The 21,361-nt window shown below is 64.1% G+C and carries 22 protein-coding genes; 11 read left to right on the plus strand and 11 right to left on the minus strand.

Translation table 11 applies throughout. The annotated features are described in order from the left end of the window. Nucleotides 1–8: 8 nt before the first annotated feature. The 6 genes from VL52_RS05780 to VL52_RS05805 form a co-directional block, all read right to left on the minus strand. Nucleotides 9–1,931, minus strand: coding sequence for an SLBB domain-containing protein (locus tag VL52_RS05780; protein WP_046156150.1), 1,923 nt, complete (start codon nucleotides 1,929–1,931; stop codon nucleotides 9–11). Between the two features lie 24 nt (nucleotides 1,932–1,955). Continuing rightward, a complete protein-coding gene (locus tag VL52_RS05785; protein WP_046156151.1) occupies nucleotides 1,956–4,811 on the minus strand; it encodes a YjbH domain-containing protein in 2,856 nt (951 codons plus the stop codon). Between the two features lie 251 nt (nucleotides 4,812–5,062). After that, entirely contained in the window at nucleotides 5,063–5,335 is a 273-nt protein-coding gene (locus tag VL52_RS23765) for a hypothetical protein (protein WP_200895958.1), read from the minus strand. 157 nt (nucleotides 5,336–5,492) lie between these two features. Then, the gene (locus VL52_RS05795) at nucleotides 5,493–6,434 is read right to left on the minus strand and encodes a homoserine kinase (protein ID WP_046156153.1); all 942 of its coding nucleotides are present in this window, start codon (nucleotides 6,432–6,434) and stop codon (nucleotides 5,493–5,495) included. A 10-nt stretch (nucleotides 6,435–6,444) separates the two neighbouring features. Then, entirely contained in the window at nucleotides 6,445–6,777 is a 333-nt protein-coding gene (locus tag VL52_RS05800; protein ID WP_046156154.1) for a DUF2782 domain-containing protein, read from the minus strand. Nucleotides 6,778–7,041: 264 nt separating this feature from the next. After that, a complete protein-coding gene (locus tag VL52_RS05805; RefSeq protein WP_046156155.1) occupies nucleotides 7,042–7,770 on the minus strand; it encodes an LOG family protein in 729 nt (242 codons plus the stop codon). Nucleotides 7,771–7,784: 14 nt separating this feature from the next. Between VL52_RS05805 and polA the strand changes: the two genes are divergently transcribed. The 6 genes from polA to VL52_RS05835 all read left to right on the plus strand — a co-directional run bounded on the left by polA (nucleotide 7,785) and on the right by VL52_RS05835 (nucleotide 13,692). After that, on the plus strand, nucleotides 7,785–10,583 hold the full coding sequence (polA, locus tag VL52_RS05810) for a DNA polymerase I (RefSeq protein ID WP_082113646.1): 2,799 nt from the start codon (nucleotides 7,785–7,787) through the stop codon (nucleotides 10,581–10,583). Nucleotides 10,584–10,764: 181 nt separating this feature from the next. Further along, on the plus strand, nucleotides 10,765–11,307 hold the full coding sequence (locus tag VL52_RS05815) for a GspH/FimT family pseudopilin (RefSeq protein WP_046156156.1): 543 nt from the start codon (nucleotides 10,765–10,767) through the stop codon (nucleotides 11,305–11,307). Then, nucleotides 11,294–11,788, plus strand: coding sequence for a prepilin-type N-terminal cleavage/methylation domain-containing protein (locus VL52_RS05820; protein ID WP_046156157.1), 495 nt, complete (start codon nucleotides 11,294–11,296; stop codon nucleotides 11,786–11,788). The genes VL52_RS05815 and VL52_RS05820 overlap by 14 nt, the downstream gene beginning before the upstream one ends. Next, nucleotides 11,760–12,635, plus strand: a complete 876-nt coding sequence (locus VL52_RS24975; protein WP_046156158.1) for a hypothetical protein — start codon at nucleotides 11,760–11,762, stop codon at nucleotides 12,633–12,635. The genes VL52_RS05820 and VL52_RS24975 overlap by 29 nt, the downstream gene beginning before the upstream one ends. Continuing rightward, a complete protein-coding gene (locus VL52_RS24980; RefSeq protein WP_052717458.1) occupies nucleotides 12,632–13,267 on the plus strand; it encodes a pilus assembly PilX family protein in 636 nt (211 codons plus the stop codon). Before VL52_RS24975 ends, VL52_RS24980 begins: the two co-directional genes overlap by 4 nt. Beyond that, nucleotides 13,264–13,692: a type IV pilin protein gene (locus VL52_RS05835; protein ID WP_144408776.1), complete on the plus strand. Its 429-nt coding sequence runs from the start codon at nucleotides 13,264–13,266 to the stop codon at nucleotides 13,690–13,692. The genes VL52_RS24980 and VL52_RS05835 overlap by 4 nt, the downstream gene beginning before the upstream one ends. Nucleotides 13,693–13,701: 9 nt before the next feature. Here the strand turns inward: VL52_RS05835 and VL52_RS05840 are convergent, their stop codons facing one another. The 4 genes from VL52_RS05840 to metX all read right to left on the minus strand — a co-directional run bounded on the left by VL52_RS05840 (nucleotide 13,702) and on the right by metX (nucleotide 17,017). Further along, nucleotides 13,702–14,979 (minus strand): AmpG family muropeptide MFS transporter, encoded by a 1,278-nt coding sequence (locus VL52_RS05840; RefSeq protein WP_046156160.1) that lies wholly within the window; start codon nucleotides 14,977–14,979, stop codon nucleotides 13,702–13,704. Between the two features lie 91 nt (nucleotides 14,980–15,070). After that, entirely contained in the window at nucleotides 15,071–15,259 is a 189-nt protein-coding gene (locus VL52_RS05845; RefSeq protein ID WP_046156161.1) for a YqaE/Pmp3 family membrane protein, read from the minus strand. A gap of 25 nt (nucleotides 15,260–15,284) precedes the next feature. Next, nucleotides 15,285–15,878, minus strand: coding sequence for a methionine biosynthesis protein MetW (gene metW, locus VL52_RS05850; RefSeq protein WP_046156162.1), 594 nt, complete (start codon nucleotides 15,876–15,878; stop codon nucleotides 15,285–15,287). Next, nucleotides 15,875–17,017 carry a homoserine O-succinyltransferase MetX gene (metX, locus tag VL52_RS05855; protein ID WP_046156163.1) on the minus strand — a complete coding sequence of 381 codons (1,143 nt, stop codon included), beginning with the start codon at nucleotides 17,015–17,017 and terminating at the stop codon, nucleotides 15,875–15,877. Before metX ends, metW begins: the two co-directional genes overlap by 4 nt. 157 nt (nucleotides 17,018–17,174) lie before the next feature. Here metX and VL52_RS05860 point away from each other — a divergent pair, with 157 nt between their 5' ends. The 5 genes from VL52_RS05860 to ybaK all read left to right on the plus strand — a co-directional run bounded on the left by VL52_RS05860 (nucleotide 17,175) and on the right by ybaK (nucleotide 20,579). Next, entirely contained in the window at nucleotides 17,175–17,357 is a 183-nt protein-coding gene (locus VL52_RS05860) for a protein MIGRI (protein WP_046156164.1), read from the plus strand. A gap of 76 nt (nucleotides 17,358–17,433) precedes the next feature. After that, nucleotides 17,434–18,351, plus strand: coding sequence for a tRNA modification radical SAM protein MnmL/YtqA (gene mnmL, locus VL52_RS05865; protein WP_046156165.1), 918 nt, complete (start codon nucleotides 17,434–17,436; stop codon nucleotides 18,349–18,351). 148 nt (nucleotides 18,352–18,499) lie between these two features. Continuing rightward, nucleotides 18,500–19,417, plus strand: a complete 918-nt coding sequence (gene msrP / locus VL52_RS05870) for a protein-methionine-sulfoxide reductase catalytic subunit MsrP (RefSeq protein ID WP_046156166.1) — start codon at nucleotides 18,500–18,502, stop codon at nucleotides 19,415–19,417. Then, nucleotides 19,417–20,034, plus strand: a complete 618-nt coding sequence (gene msrQ, locus VL52_RS05875; RefSeq protein WP_082113647.1) for a protein-methionine-sulfoxide reductase heme-binding subunit MsrQ — start codon at nucleotides 19,417–19,419, stop codon at nucleotides 20,032–20,034. Before msrP ends, msrQ begins: the two co-directional genes overlap by 1 nt. A 65-nt stretch (nucleotides 20,035–20,099) precedes the next feature. Continuing rightward, complete coding sequence (gene ybaK / locus VL52_RS05880; protein WP_046156167.1) at nucleotides 20,100–20,579, plus strand: Cys-tRNA(Pro) deacylase; 480 nt, start codon at nucleotides 20,100–20,102, stop codon at nucleotides 20,577–20,579. Here ybaK and VL52_RS05885 read toward each other — a convergent pair. Continuing rightward, the gene (locus VL52_RS05885; RefSeq protein ID WP_046156168.1) at nucleotides 20,563–21,327 is read right to left on the minus strand and encodes a substrate-binding periplasmic protein; all 765 of its coding nucleotides are present in this window, start codon (nucleotides 21,325–21,327) and stop codon (nucleotides 20,563–20,565) included. The two genes, ybaK and VL52_RS05885, sit on opposite strands and share 17 nt — an antisense overlap. Nucleotides 21,328–21,361 lie beyond the last annotated feature (34 nt).

A 21,361-nucleotide genomic window follows, 5' to 3' on the forward strand; every position in this document is an offset into this window, starting at 1 on the left:
ATTGGAACTTATTTCAATACCTTCAGGCCGGCAGCGCCGAGGCCGAACTGGTACAGAATGCTGGTCCATTCCTTCAGGGACTGGGTCCAACTGCCGCTATTGAGTTCTTCCGGAACCACGATGGTGTCGCCCGGATTGACCCTCTTGCCGCTGACGCCGGAGAACCAGCCGCCGCTGTCGCTGCTGGCGACGGTGCCATCGGCGCGTAATACATAGGTGGACGATTTGTCGCCGGAATTCGTTACGCCTCCTGCGAGCGAAAGGTAATCGCCAACCGAACGCTGGGGACGGTAGATGAAGGCATTGTTCTGGTAGACGGCGCCCAGTACGTAGACGGTGCCCGGGCGGCGGGGAATTTCGACTTGGTCGCCATCCTGTAGTTCCAGATCGGGCAGATCCTTGGCTTGTGCGTCCGCGTCTTTCAACTCCAGCACCACACGACCTTCCGACTTGATCGCGCGCATTTTTTTCGCGATCTGACGCTGGCCTTCTACTTCGGCATTGACGGCGGTGATGGTGTCTTTGTCGGTGAGTTTAGCCAGTTTCAAGGATGCGTTTTGCTCCAATTCTCTTTCAAACCGGGTGGCTACTTCATCCAGTTTTTGCTGCTGCATCTGGCGTATGCTTTCCCGCTTCATGGTGGTCGCGAAGACGTAGCCGTCTTCATCCACGCCGCCCAAGCGCATGATCAGCTGGCGCAACGTCTCTCCGCGGCGGATCTGGAAAGTGCCGGTCTGCTTGACCTCTCCGCCTACGGTGACGAACTCATCCCCCCGCAGCACGCCGACTGCCTGCGCGCCCGGGACATGCAGGCGGAAGATGTCACCCGCGTTCAGCGCGACGGCGCTCAGCCCCTGGGTGGAGCTCTGGTTGCGAACGAGGTTGACGAAGCGGTTGTCCACGTTTTTTTCCAGCAGCAGCTCCTTGCCTTCGGCGGCGGACTCCAGGCCGCCGGCCCAGTGCAGCAGATCGCTGGCGGTTTCGCCGGGGCGGAATTCGTAGATGGCCGGCGTCTTGACGTCGCCCAGCAGGGCGACGCGCGGGCCGGCTGCGGGAATCTGGACCACGTCGCCGTCGCGCAAGGTCTGATCGGCGGATTTGTCGCCGTTCACCAGGATGCCGTACAGGTCGACCTTGGAGACGGCGCGGCCATCCCGCATCAGGGTCACGCTGCGCAGGCTGCCGCTGTCGTCCGGTCCCCCTGCCTTCAGCACGGCGTTGAACAGGGTGCTCATCGCGTTCAGCGTATAGCTGCCGGGCTGGCGCGCGTGGCCGACGACATAGACCTGGACCGCCCGGCTTTGCAGCAGGCTGACGCTGAGGTCGAAATTGTTGAAGACGCGGCTGACGCTCTTCTTGAGCGTCGCCTGAAGATCCCGGTAGCGCACGCCCGCCACGGCGACGCTGCCTACCCGCGGAAGGTAAATCGTGCCGTTGCGATCGACTGTCAAAGTCAGGTCGATATCCACCATGCCCCAGCCCTTGACCTGCAATTGGTCGCCGCTGCCGATCACATAGTCCGGGTTGACTTGCACGCCGTCCGCTGCCTCGAAGGCATTGCCCGGATTGCGGAACAGGCGGCTACCGAACAGCGGCAGCGTTTGTTCCGTGGCTTTTCGCACGTAGTCGGTGAAGGGGGGGAGCTTGGGTTTGCCATCAAGCGCATTGATTGCATAACCGTTGTCGTCCACCTGGTAGCCTGACAAGTATTGCGACCGGCTGTCGCCGGACTTCTTGTCCGGCACCTGGGCGGACGATGGCATGTTATTTATCGATGGAAGACCATTTAGGTTGTCGGCCTCGTAGCTGGGCATGCTGGGGTTCGGATAATTGACGGTTCCGGATCCCGCCGCATGCAGATGGATGCTGCTGCTCAGCAGCCAGAGTGCCAGAAGGGGTTTTCCACTCGATTTCAGGATACGCGCAGTCATGGTCGGAATTCCTATTGTTCAGACTTATCGGAGAGGGACGTCGATTTGCACGCCCAGCTGTTTGGGCGTGGCGATCAGGCTGCTGCGGTATCGGCTGTCGTTGCGTTGGGCTTGCCACAGCCAGCTGCCCATCGCGTAGCCAAGCAGGCTGCCTGCCGTGACGTCGGACAGCCAGTGGTCGCGGCTGGCCGCGCGCCCCGCAGCGCCCAGCGCGGCCACGCCATACAGCCAGGGTTGATCGTATTCCTTGGCGAACGGCGTGACGGAGGCGAACAGCACGGCGGAGTGGTTGGAGGTGAAGCTGCTTTGCAGCCGCGATTCTCCCGGCTCCTGGGTGCGCCATGTGCTGTCGCCGCCGCTGCCAGGACGGGCGCGATTGACGGCTAGTTTCAGAACCGAGTTGCCGGCGACGGCGGCGACGCTCGACTCCAGCGCGATCAGCCCGGTATTGCTCAGCCTGTCGTCGCCCAGCGCGAACGCGGCGCCGGACAGAGCGGCCGCGGCGATGGGAAGATCCTTGCCCAGCTTGCCCCAGTTCCGGATCAGGCGATTGTCTTGGCGCTTGCTGAAAAACCGGTCTACCGGACGATCCAGGCCTGCTGCGGCGAACGTGGCGACGGCGGCGGCGGCCAGCGCTGCGCCCTTGTCATCCAACTCCAGCCAGCGATTGCCGCTGTCTTCCAGGCGCAGGCGGATCGCAGGCCAGGGATGGTAGCTGGGCAGAGGCGGAGTGACCTGCGGCAGGTTCTGTTCGTCCGGCCGTTCGGCGAAATTGCCAAGGCCGTCGTAGCTGTCGATGTCTCGCTTTGGATCGCTGAGAATTTCGTAGAGATCACCTGGCGTCATGACCATCTGACCGACATCTCGAGTCCATGGTGATAGTGAAAAGTCTCCTACGGTGCGGGCGTCGAAGGTCAGCAGACTATTGAGCGGAATCGATAAAAACATGCCCTTGTCGTTGTAGGGCTTGGCTGGGGTGCCGGGGTTGGTAATGTCGTTGCCGTTGGTTTTGGTATACCAGAATCCGGCTTCGATGCCCGAGCGGAAGCGGCGCTTGATTTCCAGTCGGACGCCATCGTCCTTGGCCAGGAAGCGGCCAGCGCGCATCGTTGCCGTGATGCCCATTGGTAATTTGTAATGAAACGAGGCCAAGGCGGTGGTTGTCTGGTAGTCGCGCTTGCCGAACCAACCATTCACGTCGCGTTGCTGCAGTCCATCAACCGATAGGTCCACCGCCCAGTTTTTATTGAAGCCCGGGTAGTACAGGATCTGGCCGCCGGCACCGCGGAACATCTCCTCGTACAAACCGGCTGACAGGCGGGCATAGGTATTTGGCGACAACGTCATGTACTGGTTCAGCAACAGACGGTTGAGCTTGGGGGATTTGACGCGCTTGTAATCCGCGATGTCGGAGCGAACGTGGGGCAGCAGGCTGTTGGAAGACTGCTTCACTGAGGTAATGGTGTTGTATAGATCGGCGCTCAAGGCGCTGTCCAGATACAGCCCCTTGCCCAGGCGGCGCTTGTAGGTAGCTTCCGCCATGATGTCGTAATGGAGCGCGCCGCTGGGATCGTTGAAATAAACGCCCATCTTGGGCGCGAAATGGAGACGGTTGTCTTCGGTATCGTCGCTGGTGACTTGTATCAGGTCGCCTTCCTGGTTGGTCAGCAGGTTGACATCTATGCCTTCGCGCAGCGTCAGCGCCAGTGTTTTGCTATCCAGCGGTTGTACTTCCTCATCGCGTCCAGATTTGATGTTGACGGTTTGCAGGAAGCGGTCGCGGCCGATCTTGCCCAGCAGATAGTCATTCAGTGTCGGCAGATCGTAGAAATTATAGGTGGCGACGGGCTGTTCCAGCTCGGTGTAGACCACCTTGATTTCCCGTGTTTCCAGAGGCGCGAAATAGAGAGCGGTACGCACAGCCCGGCCGACTGCTCTGCCGACATTGGAAATGCGGCTGTTGCCCAGTTCGATGACCAAGTTGCCGCGTTGCATTGCGATGCGGATGTTTTTGAAGTCCTGCTTGCCAAGAGCGGTGGCCAAAGCCTTGGCGCGATCCGGGTCGTTTTGCCATTGGGTTAGGGTCGGTCTGGATGGAAGATCCGGTTCGCCGGTGTAGTAGGCCGGCTCTTGTATCTTGGGAACAAATTCTTTCAGATTGAGAGGAATATCTATTTTTGCATTGATGCTGGAGTGTGTTTTTTGGCGAGCGACCTGCAAGCCTAGCCAGCCCCATTGATATTCCAGTCCGACTGCCGGGCCCTTGTTCCGTTCTGCGGCGAATGTTCTGTAGGAGAAGGGGTCGGATCGGTAGTCGTTGGCATCGTATTCCGCAACCAAGGACCAGTTGGGGAGAAAGCTGGGCGTGAAGCGCATGCCACCGAAGGCGCCGCTGATGCGTTGCTGGCCGTAACCGAGAGAAACTTCCAAGTTGGGCCATAGATTCTTACTGGCGACCAGATAATTGCTTTTCCAGAGGCGGTTGCCTTGGATATCGGTGGTACCGAAAGCGATGGAGGGCATCCATTCCGACTCGTCCCATAGTTTTAACTTCAAATCTATGGCTTTATCTTTGTAGCGACCGTAACCGCCGCCATACTGTTGATCGGTAAAGCCCGGAACACCTTCAATGGATGTATAGCGTCCAGAGACCTCCAGCCATGGCAAAACCGTGGTGGACGTCCAAAGGATGCCGTATGGTTTGTCGTAACCATAACCCAGACTGAAGGTGCCATCCTCGCCGACGCGAGCCGATGGCATGTTGATATAACCGATTTGCCCTGTCAGCGATGGCTGGGCAAACGCGTTGCAGGCGAGGAACAACGGCAGTCCCCCCCATAAAGCCCCCGTAACCAGATAAGACCTGGATTTATTATGCATGTACCGCGGTCCAAGCTTGGATGTAGCAGGTGCTACTTAAATATGCGCGCCCAAAGGCGGCCCCTAATGTCAAGTGAAGCTAGATACCAATTTTTGGTGTTTTATAAGTAATGGGTAATATTATTTTATGCCATTAACATTAAATTTTTATAAAGAAACCCAACAAAGAAAAGAGCCTTAAAGCGAAACCAAGCCAAGCGATCCGACTTTTTATAGTCGGGCCGCTTGGCTTGCCGATACCGCTTGGCTGCTTAGTGGTGAGTAGCCGCCGAGTGGCTCGACGAGGAGTTGCTGTTGCTGGAGACGGCGACTGCGGCGGCTACAGCGGCGCCGATGGCGGCGATGGTGCCGATGCTCAGGCCGGCGATGCCCGCAGTGGTGCCGGCAGCGCCTGCCGCTGCTGCGCTGGTCGTGCCTGCGGCCGATGAGCCTGCGGCGGAAGTGCCTGCGGCTTCCTCAGCTGCGAAAGCAGAGGTAGCCAGCATGGAGGCGAGGGCGATGGTGACGATTTTTTTCAGCAGCATGGTGAACCCTTTGCTCAAAAGTTGACCTACAGAAATTCAGTTATCAGGCTACTACTCGCTTCTGATGATATGTGAATCTTCACATTTTTCAAGGCAGATCTGATGACGTTATCGTGAATCCCATGCACGCTTCGCGCAATACTGCGTTTGGACAGTGTCACGCCAACCAGAAATCCTGCCTCTGGCGATGGGCCAGAAGCAAGCCTTGGAACACGGCCGGATCCTTGGTGTAGGTGAGTTCTCCGCTTGCCGGCTGGTATTGGTCCTGCAGCCGCGATACCCAGAAGCGAAGCGCGGCGGCCCTTAGCATGACAGGCCAGCAGTCGCGTTCGGCGGCTTCCAGCGTCCGTTCGGACTGATAACCTTCCAGAAAGGCTAGCGCCAATTCGTCGTCCAGTTCGCCATCGTCGCGCCGGGCCCAGTCATTGACGGCGATGGCCACGTCGTACAGCAGGATGTCGTTGCAGGCGTAATAAAAGTCGATGAAGCCGCTGATGTGGTTTCCATCCAACAAAACGTTGTCGCGGAACAGGTCGGCGTGGATCACGCCGCTGGGCAGGTGGTCGAAGCGATGGCCATCCTGGAACTGGATCTCCTCGCTCAGCAGCGCGGCTTGGTCGGCTGGCATCTGGGGATACAGCTGCCGGGCGGCCTGGCTCCACCACCGCGGGCCGCGTGGATTCGCCATCTGCAGCGGGAAGGTGGCGCCAGCCTTGTGCATCTGGGCCAGCATCTCGCCGACTGCGCGGCATTGATCGGGGTTGGGATGGCTGACGTCTTTTCCTGACAGGCAGCTGACCAGGCAGGCAGGCTTGCCGGCCAGCATCGAGGCGAAGCTGTCGGTGTGGTCGGCGATCGGCGCCGGGCAGGCGACGCCGTGCCTGGCCAGATGGCTCATCAGCGTCAGGTAGTAGGGCAGTTCGTCGAGCCGCAGGGTTTCGAACAGCGTCAGCACGTAGCGGCCGTGGGAGGTGGTGACGAAGTAATTGGTGTTGGTGATGCCCGCCGCGATGCCTTGCAGCTCCTGCAATTGTCCCAGCGCGTAGCCTTGAAGCCAGTGTCGCAGCGATTCCTGGCCGACCGTGGTGTAAACCGACATGCCGCCTCCGTCAGAATCGCACCAGGACCCAGCGCGGGATCACGATGCGGGTGGCGGGGTCGATCTGCCTCATGTTGCCGGAGCCATTGTCGTCTATCAGGTAGTAAGGCACCCCGTGGGCCGGCGTGACCTTGACCATGTACAGCTGGCCGTTCAGGCGGTATTCCTCGATTTTCTCGTCGCCCTTCTGGATCAGGCGCACTTCCGGTTCAGCCTCGGCGGCGTTGGACGGGCTGATCGCAGGCGGCGGCGGCACCACGGCTTTGGGCGGGGTGGCGGGCGTCTCGGCGGCCAGGGCGGGAGCTAGCGGAAGGAGAAGAAGCAGGGCGGAGAGGCGGCGCATGGTTTGTCCTTTTTCGTATGTGGTTTTAGTGTCTGTTTACGATGCTTTTGCAAGCGGCGCGGCCACCTCCAGGTTGGATGGAGACGGAGCGCTCCGGCAGGGAGACACCAAGTCTCGTCCGACGGCCTGATGGCTGGGCGGCCTTCAGTGGCGGTTTTCCGCCGGCGCATGGCTTGGTCGGACGCCCATGATACTGCGGAGAGGCGTTTTCGAGCCCTGCGTCCGGCGGAAAACGGCGGCCGCCGGAAAAAGACCGCAAGCAGACTACAGGTTGAGCAACTGTTCGCGTTCTTCGGGCAGCGCGTCGAAGCCGCGGGTTTCGTAGTGTTTGAAAATGGTGTCGACGATTTGCTGCGGGTCGTCGATCAGCTGGATCAGGTTGAGGTCGTCCGGGTTGATCATGCCTTCGCTGACCAGGCGGTCTTTCACCCAGTCCAGCAGGCCGGTCCAGAACTCGTGGCAGCACAGGATGATCGGAATTTTGCGGCTCTTGCCGGTCTGGATCAGCGTCAGCGCCTCGAACATCTCGTCCAGCGTGCCGAAGCCGCCGGGCATCACCACGTAGGCGATGGCGTGTTTGACGAACATCACCTTGCGGCTGAAGAAGTGGTTGAATTTGACCGACAGATCCTGGTAATCGTTGGGTTTTTGTTCGTGCGGCAGCACGATGTTGAGCGCCACTGACGGACTTCTGCCGTAAAATGCCCCCTTGTTGGCGGCTTCCATGATGCCGGGGCCGCCGCCGGATATCACCGAGAAACCGGAGTCGGAGAGGCGGCGCGCCACGTCTTCGGTCAATTTGTAGTATTTATGATCGCGCGGCGTGCGTGCGCTGCCGAATATGCTCACCGCCGGGGTAATGCCTTGCAGTTCCTCGGCCGACTCGACAAACTCCGACAATATCTTCATCACGTGCCAGGCCTCGCGGGAACGGAAGCGCTGCATCATGGCGTGACGGTCACTGGTCTGCGGCAACTTATCGGACAAGCTCATACTTCTGCCTCTTTATGAAAACATTGTTATTGATCGACGGCTCTTCTTACTTGTACCGCGCCTTTCACGCGATGCCCGATTTGCGTTCCCCGGATGGCCGCCCGGTGGGGGCTGTCTATGGCATGGTGAACATGCTCAGGCGGCTGGAGAAAGAAGTTGAATTCGATTATAGCGCCTGCGTCTTCGACGCGAAGGGCAAGACCTTCCGCGACGACCTGTACCCCGAATACAAGGCCAATCGCCCGTCGATGCCCGAGGAGCTTGCTTCCCAGATTACGGCGGTCCACGACGTGGTGCAAGCATCCGGCTGGCCGATGCTGGTGGTGCCGGGAGTGGAGGCCGACGACGTGATCGGCACGCTGGCGCGCCTGGGGGCGGCGGCCGGCATGAAGGTGATCGTTTCCACCGGCGACAAGGACATGGCGCAGCTGGTGACGCAGGACGTCACCCTGGTCAACACCATGACCAACGAGCTGCTGGACGAGGCCGGAGTGAAGGAGAAGTTCGGCGTGCCGCCGAACCGGATCATCGACTACCTGACCCTGATCGGCGACAAGGTGGACAACGTGCCCGGCGTCGACAAGTGCGGGCCGAAGACTGCGGTGAAGTGGTTGGAGGAATACGGCAGCCTGGACGCCATCGTCGCCCAGGCAGGCAGCGTCGGCGGCAAGGTGGGCGAGAACCTGCGCGCCGCGCTGGACTGGCTGCCGATGGGCAAGCGGCTGATCACCATCGATTGCGAGGTGAATCTGGAAACCGATCTGCCGCACGGCCTGCCGGGCCTGCAGCACGGCCAGAAGGACAAGCCGCGGCTGGCCGAGCTGTTCCAGGACCTGGGCTTCCGCACCTTCTACCGCGAGGTGACCGCGGGCGAAGAGATGCCGGCTGTCGCCCAGCGCGGCGAGGACGCGCCCGCCGCGCCGCGCGGCGATCAGGCCCAGGGCGACATGTTCGCCGAACCGGCGGCCGTGTCGTCGGACAAGGCAGCCCCGGCTGAAGGCGCGCTGGCGCGCCATTACGAAACCATTCTCACCGACGCGCAGCTGGACGCCTGGCTGGCCAAGCTGGCGGCGGCCCAGGTGGTGTCGTTCGACACCGAGACCACCAGCCTGGACCCGATGCAGGCGCGCATCGTCGGCGTCAGCTTCTCGGTGGAGGCCGGCCATGCCGCCTATCTGCCGCTGGAACACCATTACGCCGGCGCGCCGGAGCAGTTGCCGCTGGACGCCACCCTGGCCAAACTCAAGCCGTGGCTGGAGGACGCAAGCCGGAAGAAGTGCGGCCAGAACCTGAAGTACGACTGCCACGTGCTGGCCAACCACGGCATCGCCCTCGCCGGCATCGTCGATGATTCGATGCTGGCCTCCTACGTGCTGGAAAGCCACCAGCGCCACAATATGGACGACCTGGCGCGCCGGCACCTGGGCGAGAACACCGTCAGCTACGAGGACATCTGCGGCAAGGGCGCCAAGCAGATCGGCTTCGGCGAGGTGGACGTCGACATCGCCGCCAACTATTCGGCCGAGGATGCCGACATCACGTTGCGCTTGAACCAGCATTTCGCCGGCGAATTGTCCGGCGATCTGGAAAAGGTCTACCGCGACATCGAGCTGCCGGTGGCCGAAGTGCTGTTCAAGATGGAGCGCCACGGCGTGCTGATCGACCGCGACAAGCTGGTCGCGCAGAGCCACCAGCTGGGCAGCCAGATGCTGGAGCTGGAGCAGCGGGCCTATGAGCTGGCCGGCCAGCCGTTCAACCTGAACTCGCCGAAGCAGCTGCAGGAAATCCTGTTCGGCAAGCTGGCGATCCCGACCAAGGGCGTCAAGAAAACGCCGAGCGGCGGTTATTCCACCGACGAGTCGGTGCTGGAACAGCTGGCGCTGGATCACCCGCTGCCGAAGTGCATCCTGGAGTACCGCGGGCTGGCCAAGCTGAAGTCCACCTATACCGACAAGCTGCCGACGCTGATTTATCCACAGACCGGCCGCGTGCACACGACTTATGCACAGGCGGTGGCGATTACCGGGCGGCTGGCCAGCAATGACCCGAACCTGCAGAACATCCCGGTGCGCACCGCCGAGGGCCGCCGCGTGCGCGAGGCCTTCATCGCGCCGGCCGGCTGGCAGATCGTGTCGGCCGACTATTCGCAGATCGAGCTGCGCATCATGGCCCACCTGTCCGACGACGAGGGCATGTTGAAGGCGTTCGCCAGCGGCGAGGACATCCACCGCGCCACTGCGGCCGAGGTGTTCGGCGTGGAGCTGGCGGCGGTGACGTCTGACCAGCGCCGCGCCGCCAAGGCGATCAACTTCGGCCTGATCTACGGCATGAGCGCGTTTGGTTTGGCCGCTCAGCTGGACATCGAGCGCAGCGCCGCCCAGCAGTACATCGATCGCTACTTCATGCGCTACCCGGGCGTGGCCGAGTACATGCAGACCACGCGCGAGAAGGCGCGCGAGCAGGGCTATGTCGAAACCGTGTTCGGCCGCCGCCTGTACTTGCCGGACATCAAGCTCAGCAACCCGGGCCGCCGCGCCGGCGCCGAGCGCGCGGCGATCAACGCGCCGATGCAGGGCACCGCCGCCGATCTGATCAAGCTGGCGATGATCGCGGTGCAGGGCTGGCTGGAGAGCGACGGTTTGCAGAGCAAGCTGATCATGCAGGTGCATGATGAGCTGGTGCTGGAAGTGCCGCAGGCCGAGCTGGAACTGGTCAAGCGCCGTCTGCCGGAAATCATGGCTGGCGCGGCTGAACTGAAGGTGCCGCTGCTGGCCGAGGTCGGCGCCGGCGACAGCTGGGAAGCCGCGCACTGACGCATCCATCGCATCCGTCCGGAACGGCGCCATTCGGCGCCGTTTTGTTTTTGCGTCAGCGTCGACCTGCACTTTCGGATATGAGCGCCGCGCGGCGGCTCCGGCTTTCGTACAGGCGGCGCTGAGCGTCGTCGTCGGCGCTCTCAGACTGGCGACTTCCCATATCGGAACGGGGCACGCGATGGACAAGCCGTGTCAGGCTGGACTGAGCTTGCTGGAAATGATGGCCGCGCTGGCGATCGCCGCCATCGGCGCCTGCCTGGCGCTGCCCGCGCTGGGACAGGCTGTGGAGCGGCAACGGCTGCGCGGCCAGGCGATGGCGTTGATGGGCTGCCTGGAGCATGCGCGCGCCGAGGCCTTGCGGCTCAACCGGCCGGTGTATCTGTGCGCGGCCAATCTGAAAGTGAACCGCGAGTTGCAGGGCTGCCTGCCGCAGCAGGGAGGCAGCGGACAATCCTGGCCCGAGGGGGCGCTGGTGTATGCGGATCAGGGCGCGGCCAACGGCTATTACGACAGCGGCGAGCGCCTGCGCCTGGCGATGTTCGACGGCGACCGGGTGGCGGTGCGCGCGGACGCCAGGCAACTGGCGCTGACGGCCGAGGGACGGCTGCAGGCATCGAAGGCGATGCGTTTCTATCTGAACGGCCGCAGCCAGTGTCTAACGCTGACCGTGACGGCCAACGGCCGGGCCCGGCTGGGGGAGGCGGGCGATGCCTGCGCCTGAGCGGGGATTCAGCCTGATCGAGGCGCTGGTCGCATTGCTGATCTGGATGGTGGCGGTGCTGGCCTTCAGCGGCGTTCAGGCGCGCGCCTTGCTGCATGCGCGGGAAACCGAACTGGGCAGCCGCATCGGCGACGCGGCCGTCAACCTCTCCAGCGCCATCCTGGCCAGTCCGGAAAGCTTGTGGCCGCTGTATCTGGAGCAGGGCTACGACGACCATCGCGCCGGCGGCGGGTGCGCGGTCGGTTGCTCGGCGCAGCAGCTCGCCGACGCCAATCTTGTTCGCTTCAAGCATGAGCTGCGCCAGGCAGGCCGGAGCGAACAGGCGCGCGGCGTTGTTTGCCGCGGCGACAGCCGGGTGCGGCCGACGCTGGACAAGCCGGGCTGCGACGGCAAAGGCGAGTTGGCGATACGGGTGGCATGGCGCACCCGGCTGGACGGCGGCTGGCGGGAGCATGCGGGTGTCTGGCCGCTGCGGCCCTGAGCGGCAACGCGGCGCCCTGCTGCTGAGCGTGTTGCTGGCGGCGGCGCTGACGTCGCTGGTGCTGGTTTTGTCGCTGACCGCGCTGGCCGCGGTGCAGCGCGGGGTGAGTGCGGCCGAGCAAAGGCTGGGCCGGAGCCAGGACGCGCGCTGGGCGTTGCGGCAACTGGCGAGGGATCTGGCCGGCCATGGGCGTTCGGGGTGCAGGTCGCGGCCGTGGCGGGCCGGCGATTTCTCCGCCGGAGAATGGCGGCTGCAATTGTCGGGGCGGGAGCTGGAGATCGTCCGCATCAACCGGTCCGGAGACGACTTGGCCGGCGTGAGCTTGGCGCCGCAGCCGTCAGAGGCCTGGCGGCCGTGGTCCAGCGTCTGGCTGGGCAGTTGCGGCGGTGGCTATGCGCTGCAGGGAAGCCGCGCCCACTGGAGGGGCGAAGCCGGCGCGCCGGAACTGGCGCTGACGCCGCCGTTGCCGGTGTCGCCGCGGGCGGAGGGTGTGCACCTGTCCTCGTTGCAGCTGTGGCTGCCGCGGGAGCGGCGCTACCGTCTGGAAGCGGCCGCGCGCGGCCATCGGTTGCTGGCGCGGGACGCCGAGGGCGGTTTGGCCGATGGCGAGGAGAGGGTTTTGCTGGATGGCGTGCAGCGCCTGGGTTTGCAGCTGTTGGCGCGGGACGGTTGCGGCGAGTCCGCCCGCTGGAGCTGGCGGGAAGCGTCGCAGTGGCCTTCCGGGCTATCGCCGCAGGCCGCCCGCGTGAGTTTGGCATGGTATCCCGACGACAAGGAGAACGAGGTGAGTCTGTTGAGTCTGGATCTGGCGTTGGAGCCGGTTCCGCCTTGCGGGGTGTCGCCGTGAACGCGCGGTGCCAGGGCGGCGGCGCGCTGCCGCTGGTGATGTCGCTGCTGGCCGTGTTGGGCTTGCTGGTGCTGACTTCGTCGCGCCAGCTGACCGGCGCGGGCCGGTTGGCGGCCAATGCCCAGGACAGGCAGCGAGCCGAGATGCTGGCCCGCCAGGCCTTGTCGGGCGCGGAGCAGTGGGTGTGGCGGATGGACCGCCGCCTGGGGCTGGATGCCGCGGATCCGGCGAAGCTATATGGGGAGGGCAGGCTGTTCCCGCCCAGTTGCGAGGGGACCGAAGGCAAGGGCCTGTGCGAACCGATGGCTCCGCCTCACCGGCGCCGTGTCGGAGGCCAGCTGCTGCTGCATCCCTGCGGCAACAGTCGCGAATACGCGCTGGAGCCGGGATTGCCGCAGACCGGCTGCCCGCAGCGGGTGCGCGGCGGCGCGCTCAGTTGGGCCAATCCGCGCTACGTGGTGGAACTGGTCGACCCGCGTTTCGGCGAGGCGGCCAAGGACAGGCTGTACCGGATCACGGTGCGCGCCTGGGGCCATCATCCGCTCAGCGTGGTGACGCTGCAAAGCTGGTACCGGGTGGGCCAGGATGCGGACGAAGGGCGGCGGCTGGACTGGCGCGAGGTGGCGGAGTGAGGCGGGGCCTGGGACAGGGGTTCAGCCTGATGGAGCTGGCCGGCTGCATGGCCATTCTGGCCATCCTGCTGGCGCTGGCGGTGCCGAGCTATCGGCAGTACCTGCAGCGGGCGCGGATGGAGGAGGCCAGGGCAGCCCTGATGGAAAACGGCCACTTCATGCAGCGCTGGTACCAACTGCGCGGCGTTTACCATCAGGAAGGACCGCTGTCCTGGCCGCCGCTGCCGGTGCTGGAAACCGGCGCCTTCGTGATCGGCTTCAGCAGCGCCGGACCGTCCTCGGACAATATCGATCAAGCCAGTTTCATCATCGAGGCCAGGGCCAAAACCGGATCGGGCCTGGAGGAGTGGATGCTGAAGCTGGACCAGGACGGCAACATCCGCCAGTGCCGGCAGGAGGATGGCGTCGAGAATTGCCGGCTGTAGCCCGGCGGCTCAGGCTTTTTCCGGCGCGGGGTCGTCGCCCCACGGCGCCACCCGCACCAGCAGCATCATCCCGGGCAGCGCCAGCGCCGTGCACAGGAAGAAGAACGAGGTCCAGCCCACCGAGTCGACGATGTAGCCGGTGGCGGCGTTGGCCAGCGTGCGCGGCACCGCCGCCAGGCTGGTGAACAGCGCGAACTGGGTGGCGGTGTAGGCCGGATGGGTGCTGCGGGCGATGAAGGCGACGAAGGCCGCGGTGCCGAGGCCGACGCCCAGCGCCTCAAAGGCGATCACCACCGCCAGCATGGACAGCTCCGTCGCGCCGACGCTGCCGAAGCGTCCGTAGCTGGACAGCCAGGCGAAGCCCAGAATCGACACCACCTGCACCACGCCGAAGGCCCACAGCGCGCGGTTGATGCCCAGCTTGATCATCCACAGGCCGCCCAGCAGGCCGCCTATCACCGCCGGCCACAGCGCCGCGTGCTTGGCCACCAGGCCGATCTGCGACTTGGCGTAACCCATGTCGAGGTAGAACGGCGTCGCCAGCGAGGTGGCCATGCTGTCGCCCAGCTTGTACAGGAAGATGAAGCCCAGTATCCACAGCGCGCCCTGCCAGCCCTGGCGGGTGAGGAATTCGTGGAAGGGCTCCACCACCGCTTCGCGCAGCGTTTTCGGGCTGCCGGGAGCCTGGGCGGGCTCTTTCACCATCAGCGTCATCAGCGCGCCGGGCAGCATGAACAGCGCGGTGACCACGAACACGCTGCCCCAGTCCAGGTGGTCGGCCAGGATCAGCGACAGCGAGCCTGGCACCAGGCCGGCCAGCCGGTAGGCGTTGATGTGCACGGTGTTGCCCAGGCCCAGCTGGACGTCGCTGAGGATCTCGCGGCGGAAGGCGTCCAGCACGATGTCCTGGCTGGCGGAGAAGAAAGCCACCGCCAGCGCCAGTCCGGCGATGCTCCAGATGTCTTGTTTGGGATCGAATAGTCCCAGCAGCGCCAGGCTTCCCAGCAGCGCCAGCTGGGTGGCCAGCATCCAGCCGCGGCGGCGGCCCAGCAGCGGCAGCGCGTAGCGGTCCAGCAGCGGCGACCACAGGAATTTCCAGGTGTATGGCAGGCCGATCAGCGCGAACAGGCCGATGGATTTGAGATCGACGCCCTCGCTGCGCAGCCAGGCCGGCAGCAGGTTGATCAGGGTGTACAGCGGCAGCCCGGAGGCGAAGCCGGTGAACACGCAGACGAGCATGGTGCGCGAGAACACGTCGCGCCGCCAGTTGATGGTGGCCAGGGTCATGTGCTTGTTGTCGTGGTGGTGGACGGGCCGCCCGCGCGAGAGGCGCGGGCGGATGTCGGCGGAGGCGGGCGCGGGGTCCGCCGGGGCGGGGTCAGCGCCGCAGCGCCTGCTCTATCTTCTGGTCGGTCTTGTACTGGCTGAGCGCGTACACCGACCACAGCGCGGCCGGCAACCAGCCGATCAGCGTCAGTTGCAGGATCAGGCAGATTACGCCGGCGAACGGCCGGCCTATGGTGAAAAACTGCAGCCAGGGCAGGAAAATGGCCAGCAACAGGCGCATGCGTCTCTCCTTGTGCGAGGCGGAATCAGTCGCGGGCCACCCGATAAAACGCCAGGCTGCCGCGCAGGTTAGGCAGCAAGGATACCCGCTTGCCCTTGTCCATGACCACCCTTTGAACCACTCGGATGCCGTTCTTGGCGCAGAGTTCCTCGAAGTCGCCCAGCATGCACCAGTGGATGTTGGGGGTGTCGTACCACTGGTAGGGGATGGTGTCGGACACCGGCATGTGGCCCTTCAGGATCTGCAGCCGGTTTTGCCAGTAGCCGAAATTGGGGAAGGTGACGATGGCCTCGCGGCCGACGCGCAGCATCTCGTTGAGGATGGCCTCGGTATGGCGCATCGCCTGTATCGTCTGCGACAGCACCACGTGGTCGAAGCGCGCATCGCCGAATTCGCACAGGCCGGTTTCCAGGTCGCCCTGCACCGCGTTGACGCCGGCGGCGACGCAGCGCACCACGTTGGCGACGTCGAAATCGACGCCGTAGCCTTGCACCTGCTTGCCGTCCTGCAGCGCCGCCAAGAGTTCGCCCCGGCCGCAACCCAAGTCCAGCACCCGGCTGCTGGGCGATATCCAGTCGTAGATCATCCGCAGATCGGGACGGAGAGTCAGTGGTTTCATGCGTTCACCTCCCTGGCCACGCGGTCCAGGTAGGCGCGCATCAGGTCCACATACGGTTGGTCGGTCATCAGGAAGGCGTCGTGGCCGTGCGCCGATTCGATTTCGGCGTAGCTGACGCGCTTGCCGGCGGCGATCAGCGCCTTCACAGTCTCGCGCGAGCGCTCCGGCGAGAAGCGCCAGTCGCTGGTGAAGCTGGCCACCATGAATTGCGCCTGGGCCGGCTTCAATGCCGCGGCCAGGTCGCCGCCGCGGTCCTTGGCCGGGTCGAAATAATCGAGCGCCTTGGTCATCAGCAGATAGGTGTTGGCGTCGAAGTAGTCGGAGAATTTGTCGCCCTGATAGCGCAGATAGCTCTCGATTTCGAACTCCACGTCGTAGCCGAAGCGGTATTCGCCCGAGCGCAGCATGCGGCCGAATTTCTCGCCCATGCCGTCGTCGGACAGATAGGTGATGTGGCCCAGCATCCGCGCCAGCCTGAGGCCGCGGCGGGGGATGGCGCTGTGTTGGTAGAAGTCGCCGCCGTGGAATTCCGGATCGGTGAGGATGGCCTGGCGCGCCACGTCGTTGAAGGCGATGTTCTGCGCCGACAGTTTGGGGGCGGAGGCGATCACCAGCGCGTGGGCGACGCGTTCCGGGTAGGCGATGCTCCAGTGCAGCGCCTGCATGCCGCCCAGCGAGCCGCCTATCACCGCGGCCCAGCGGTCTATGCCCAGGCGATCGGCCAGCCGCGCCTGCGACGTCACCCAGTCCGGCACCGTCACCACCGGGAAGGCCGAGCCCCACGGCAGGCCGGTGGCCGGATTGACGCTGGAGGGGCCGGTGCTGCCATGGCAGCCGCCCAGATTGTTGACGCCGACGACGAAGAAGCGGCGGGTGTCTATCGGTTTGCCGGGGCCTATCATATTGTCCCACCAGCCTAGCGCCTTGTCGTCGTCGCGGTAGCGTCCGGCGACGTGGTGATGGCCGGACAGCGCGTGGCAGATCAGGATGGCGTTGCTCTTGTCGGCGTTGAGTTCGCCATAGGTCTCGAAGCGCAGCTGATAGCCGGGCAGCGCGGCGCCGCTGGCGAGCGGCAGGGGGGCATCGAATGCGGCATCCTGGGCCGCGACGATGCCTACCGAACAGTTGGTGTCGGTCATTAGGGCCTCTTCTATTTGTCCGCGTCCGTCGCCCTCTGCCGGGGCTGATCTGGATGCGGTCTCCTGCGGCTACCGGTCGATTATATCCATAACATAAGCTTGCGCGGGAGTATGGCGCGCCGGGATAATCGGCCGGGTTTCCGCCACGGTCCCCATCATGTTCGGACGTCTGTTCAAATTCTTCGCGTTGTGCCTGCTGGCCTGGGTGGTCGCCCGCTGGTTCCTCAAGCCCAGCCAGCGTCGCAGCCTGCATGAGCTCATTTCGGCGCTGGCCATCGCGCTGTTGATCAGCGCCGGCCTGTTCTGCGTGCTGTACTGGCTGGGCTGGCACAATATTTGATTCAACCAGTCCTTGATCGCGCGCATTCAGCCGCCGGCGGCTCGGCGCTAGACTGCGGCCTTTTGTCGGCAGCGCGATGGACCTCACCCGCCATATCCACACTTTCGGCCATTATCTGAAACGCCGCTTCGGCGAGACTGTGCACAAACTGTCGCTGGCCGGCGATTTCACCTGTCCCAACCGCGACGGCACGCTGGGGCGCGGCGGCTGCACCTTCTGCAATGTGCGCAGCTTCGGCCGCGAGGCCGCCAGCCTGTCCGTCGCCGAACAGATCGCGCGGGAAAAGTCCAAAACCGGCCGCGCCCGGCGTTATCTCGCCTATTTCCAGGCCTATACCAGCACCTATGCCGAGGTGGAGACGCTGCGCGCGTTGTACGACGAGGCGATGGCGGCGGCCGATGTGGCGGGCCTGTGCGTCGGCACCCGGCCAGATTGCGTGCCGGACGCCGCGCTGGACCTGCTGGCCTCGTACCAGGATGGCGGCGCCGAGGTATGGCTGGAGCTGGGGCTGCAGACCGCGCACGACCGCACCCAGGCCTTGATTCGCCGCGGCCACGGGCTGGCCGACTACCGCGACGCCGTCGCCCGCGCCCACGCAAGAGGCCTCAAGGTGTGCGCGCATCTGATCGCCGGCCTGCCCGGAGAGAGTGCCGATGATGCGCATGAGACCCTGGGGACGGTGCTGGACATCGGCGCGGAGGGGTTGAAGCTGCACCCGCTGATGATAGTCCGCGGCAGCCGGATGGCGGCGCAATACCGGCGCGGCGAGATCGCGCCGATGGATCTGGACGCCTATGCCGACCTCGCCGCCGATCTGATCCGCCATACGCCGCCGGAGGTGGTCTATCACCGGATTTCGGCCACCGCCCAGGCGCCGACCCTGATCGCGCCCGATTGGTGCGGCCCGCGCTGGGCGGCTTTGCAGGCGATAGGCGAACGATTGGCGCGGAACGGCGGGCAGGGCAGCGCGCTTGGCCGCGAATGGCGGCCTTAGCATCGCGCGCGGCTTGCGCTGGCTGATCTTGGCTCAGGTATTTTGCGAGCTTGTGTTAGCGGGGCTGGGCCGGACAAAACTGTTTGCATGCGCTACTGTCAGAATCCGGAGGATGATCCGACCAAATGGAAACGACAGGAGAGCCGTCATGTTGATCAGGAAACCCGCCGACCATTTGCCGTCGGACATCACCAGCGAGTCGGTGTATTTCAACCGCCGCCAATTCATGGCCGGCGCCGCCGGCTTGTTGCTGTCGGCGGAGACGCTGGCCGGGCTGGCAGCCAGGAAGAGCCCGTTGTCTCAGCTTGCCGGCAACGACAAGCTCAACAGCCTGAAAGACATCACCAGCTACAACAATTTCTACGAGTTCGGCACCGACAAGTCCGATCCGGCGGAGAACGCGCGCACGCTGCGCACCCGGCCGTGGAGCGTGCTGGTGGACGGCGAGGTTGCCAAGCCGCGCCGCTTTACCATCGAGGAGTTGCTGAAGTTTCCGCTGGAGGAGCGCGTCTACCGGCTGCGCTGCGTCGAGGGCTGGAGCATGGTGATTCCCTGGGTGGGCTTTCCGCTCGCCAGCCTGATCAAGCAGATGAACCCCACCTCGCGCGCCAAGTACGTGTCGTTCGAGACGCTGCAGCGGCCGAGCGAGATGCCGGGCCAGCGCCAGGCGGTGCTGGACTGGCCGTACCGCGAGGGCCTGCGCATCGACGAGGCGATGCATCCGCTGGCCATCCTCGCCGTCGGCCTGTACGGCAATGTGCTGCCCAATCAGAACGGCGCGCCGATCCGGCTGGTGGTGCCGTGGAAATACGGCTTCAAGAGCATCAAGTCCATCGTGCGCATCCGGCTGCAGGAGACGATGCCGGCCACCAGCTGGAATATGGCCAACGCGCATGAGTACGGCTTCTATTCCAATGTGAATCCGGATGTCGACCACCCGCGCTGGAGCCAGGCGTCCGAGCGCCGCATCGGCGAGTTCTTCAAGCGCAAGACGCTGCCGTTCAACGGCTACGCCGAGCAGGTGGCTGGCTTGTACCGCGGCATGGACCTGAGGAAGAACTTTTGATGACGACGCTGCGCATGAAACTGCCCGCCTCCTCGGCCGACCGCCGCCTCTCCATCGGCAAGGTTTTGCTATTCATCGCCTGCCTGCTGCCGCTTTCGCGCGCGGCGTGGATCGTGCTGTCGGGCGAGGCGGTGAACCCGGTGGAGTTCATCACCCGTTCCACCGGCACCTGGACGCTGGTGTGGCTGCTGGCCACGCTGGCGATGACGCCGCTGCGCCGCCTCAGCGGCCAGGCCTGGCCGCTGAAATGCCGGCGCATGCTGGGCCTGTTCGCCTTTTTCTACGCCAGCCTGCATTTCACCACTTATGTCTGGCTGGACCAGTTCTTCGACTGGCACCACATTCTCAAGGACATCGCCAAGCGGCCGTTCATCACCGTCGGTTTCGCCGCCATCGTGCTGATGTCGCCGCTGGCGCTGACCTCCACCCAGGGCTGGATGCGGCGCCTGAAGCGCAATTGGGGCAAGCTGCACCGGCTGGTCTACCCGGTGGCCATCCTGGCGGTCACCCACTACTGGTGGCTGGTGAAGAAAGACATCACCCAGCCGCTGATCTACGCCGCCGTGCTGGCCGCGCTGTTGGGGCTGCGGTTGTGGTGGCGCGCGCGCAAGGCTTGATCCTGCCGCTTGGCAAGGGGGCAGCCGGGTTTTAAAGTGTGGCGTTTCGCATTGGAAAGAACGTCATGTCCAGCAAGGCCCCCGTCACCCAGGCTATACGCGTGCTGCGCGAGCACAAGGTCGATTACACCGAACACCTGTACAAGTACGAGGACAAGGGCGGCACCACGGTGTCGGCGCGCGAGTTGGGCGTCGACGAGCATTGCGTGGTGAAGACGCTGATCATGGAGGACGAGAACAAGCGTCCGCTGATCGTGCTGATGCACGGCGACCGCGAGGTGGGCACCGGCATGCTGGCCAAGCAGATCGGGGCCAAGAAGATCCATCCCTGCGATCCCAAGACCGCCGACAAGCACAGCGGCTACCAGGTGGGCGGCACCAGCCCCTTCGGCACCCGCCACCCGATGCCGGTGTATATGGAGGCGGGCATCGCCGAACTCGATACCATCTACATTAACGGCGGCAAGCGTGGCTTCCTGATCGGCGTCAGCCCGCGCGACGTGATCCGCGTGCTGAATCCCACCCTGGTCAACGCGGCGGCGTAGCCTCGGGAAAGTGGCGCTGGTAGATCGCCTTCAGGCTGCCGTCCTTTTCCATCTGCGCCAGCGCCCGGCCGAAGTCTTCGCGTATGCGCTCCGCCTGCGGGTAGCTGCGCGAGAACATCAGTCCCAGCGGCGTATCCTTGTCCATCGGCGTCGGGATGTAGCCGAACTCTTTTTCGTGTTCAGGCATGATGTTGTGGATCAGGTATAGCCCGCGCTCCAGCACCATCGGCACTAGGTCCATATGTCCCAGTTGCAGTTGCCGCAGCGCGTTGACTTCGTCCGGGGTCAGCAGCGTGTTGAGCCGGTGTTGCTGGAACAGAGGGATATACCAGTAGCCCAGCTGGATGGCGATGCGGTAGCCGCGCAATTCGTCCAGGGATTTGAACTGTTGCGGGGGATGGGGCAGGTGGGGCTTGTGATAGAACAGGTAGCTGTTGGCGCGCATCAGCGGCGCGGAAAAGTCGAAATCCTTTTCCCTCTCCGGCGTCGGGCGGTAGGGGAAGGCCGCCGCGGCCTTGCCGGTCTTGGTCAGCCATTCGGTTTGCGGCCAGCTCTGGAACGTTAGCTGCGCCCGGTAGCCGGCGCGGCGGAAGGCTTCGCGGACGATCTCGGTGAAAGCGCCCTGGGCCGGAAGCTGCTGCGACACGTAAGGCGGCCATTCGCCGGTGGCCAGATCCACGGTCTGCTCGGCCGCCGACGCGCGGAACGCCAGCAGGAGAGCAAAAGCGGACAACAGCAGACGCCGCATGGCGACTCCTCGAAGAGGCGGGGATACTGTGTTA

This window comes from Chromobacterium vaccinii (genome assembly GCF_000971335.1).
GTDB lineage: Bacteria > Pseudomonadota > Gammaproteobacteria > Burkholderiales > Chromobacteriaceae > Chromobacterium > Chromobacterium vaccinii.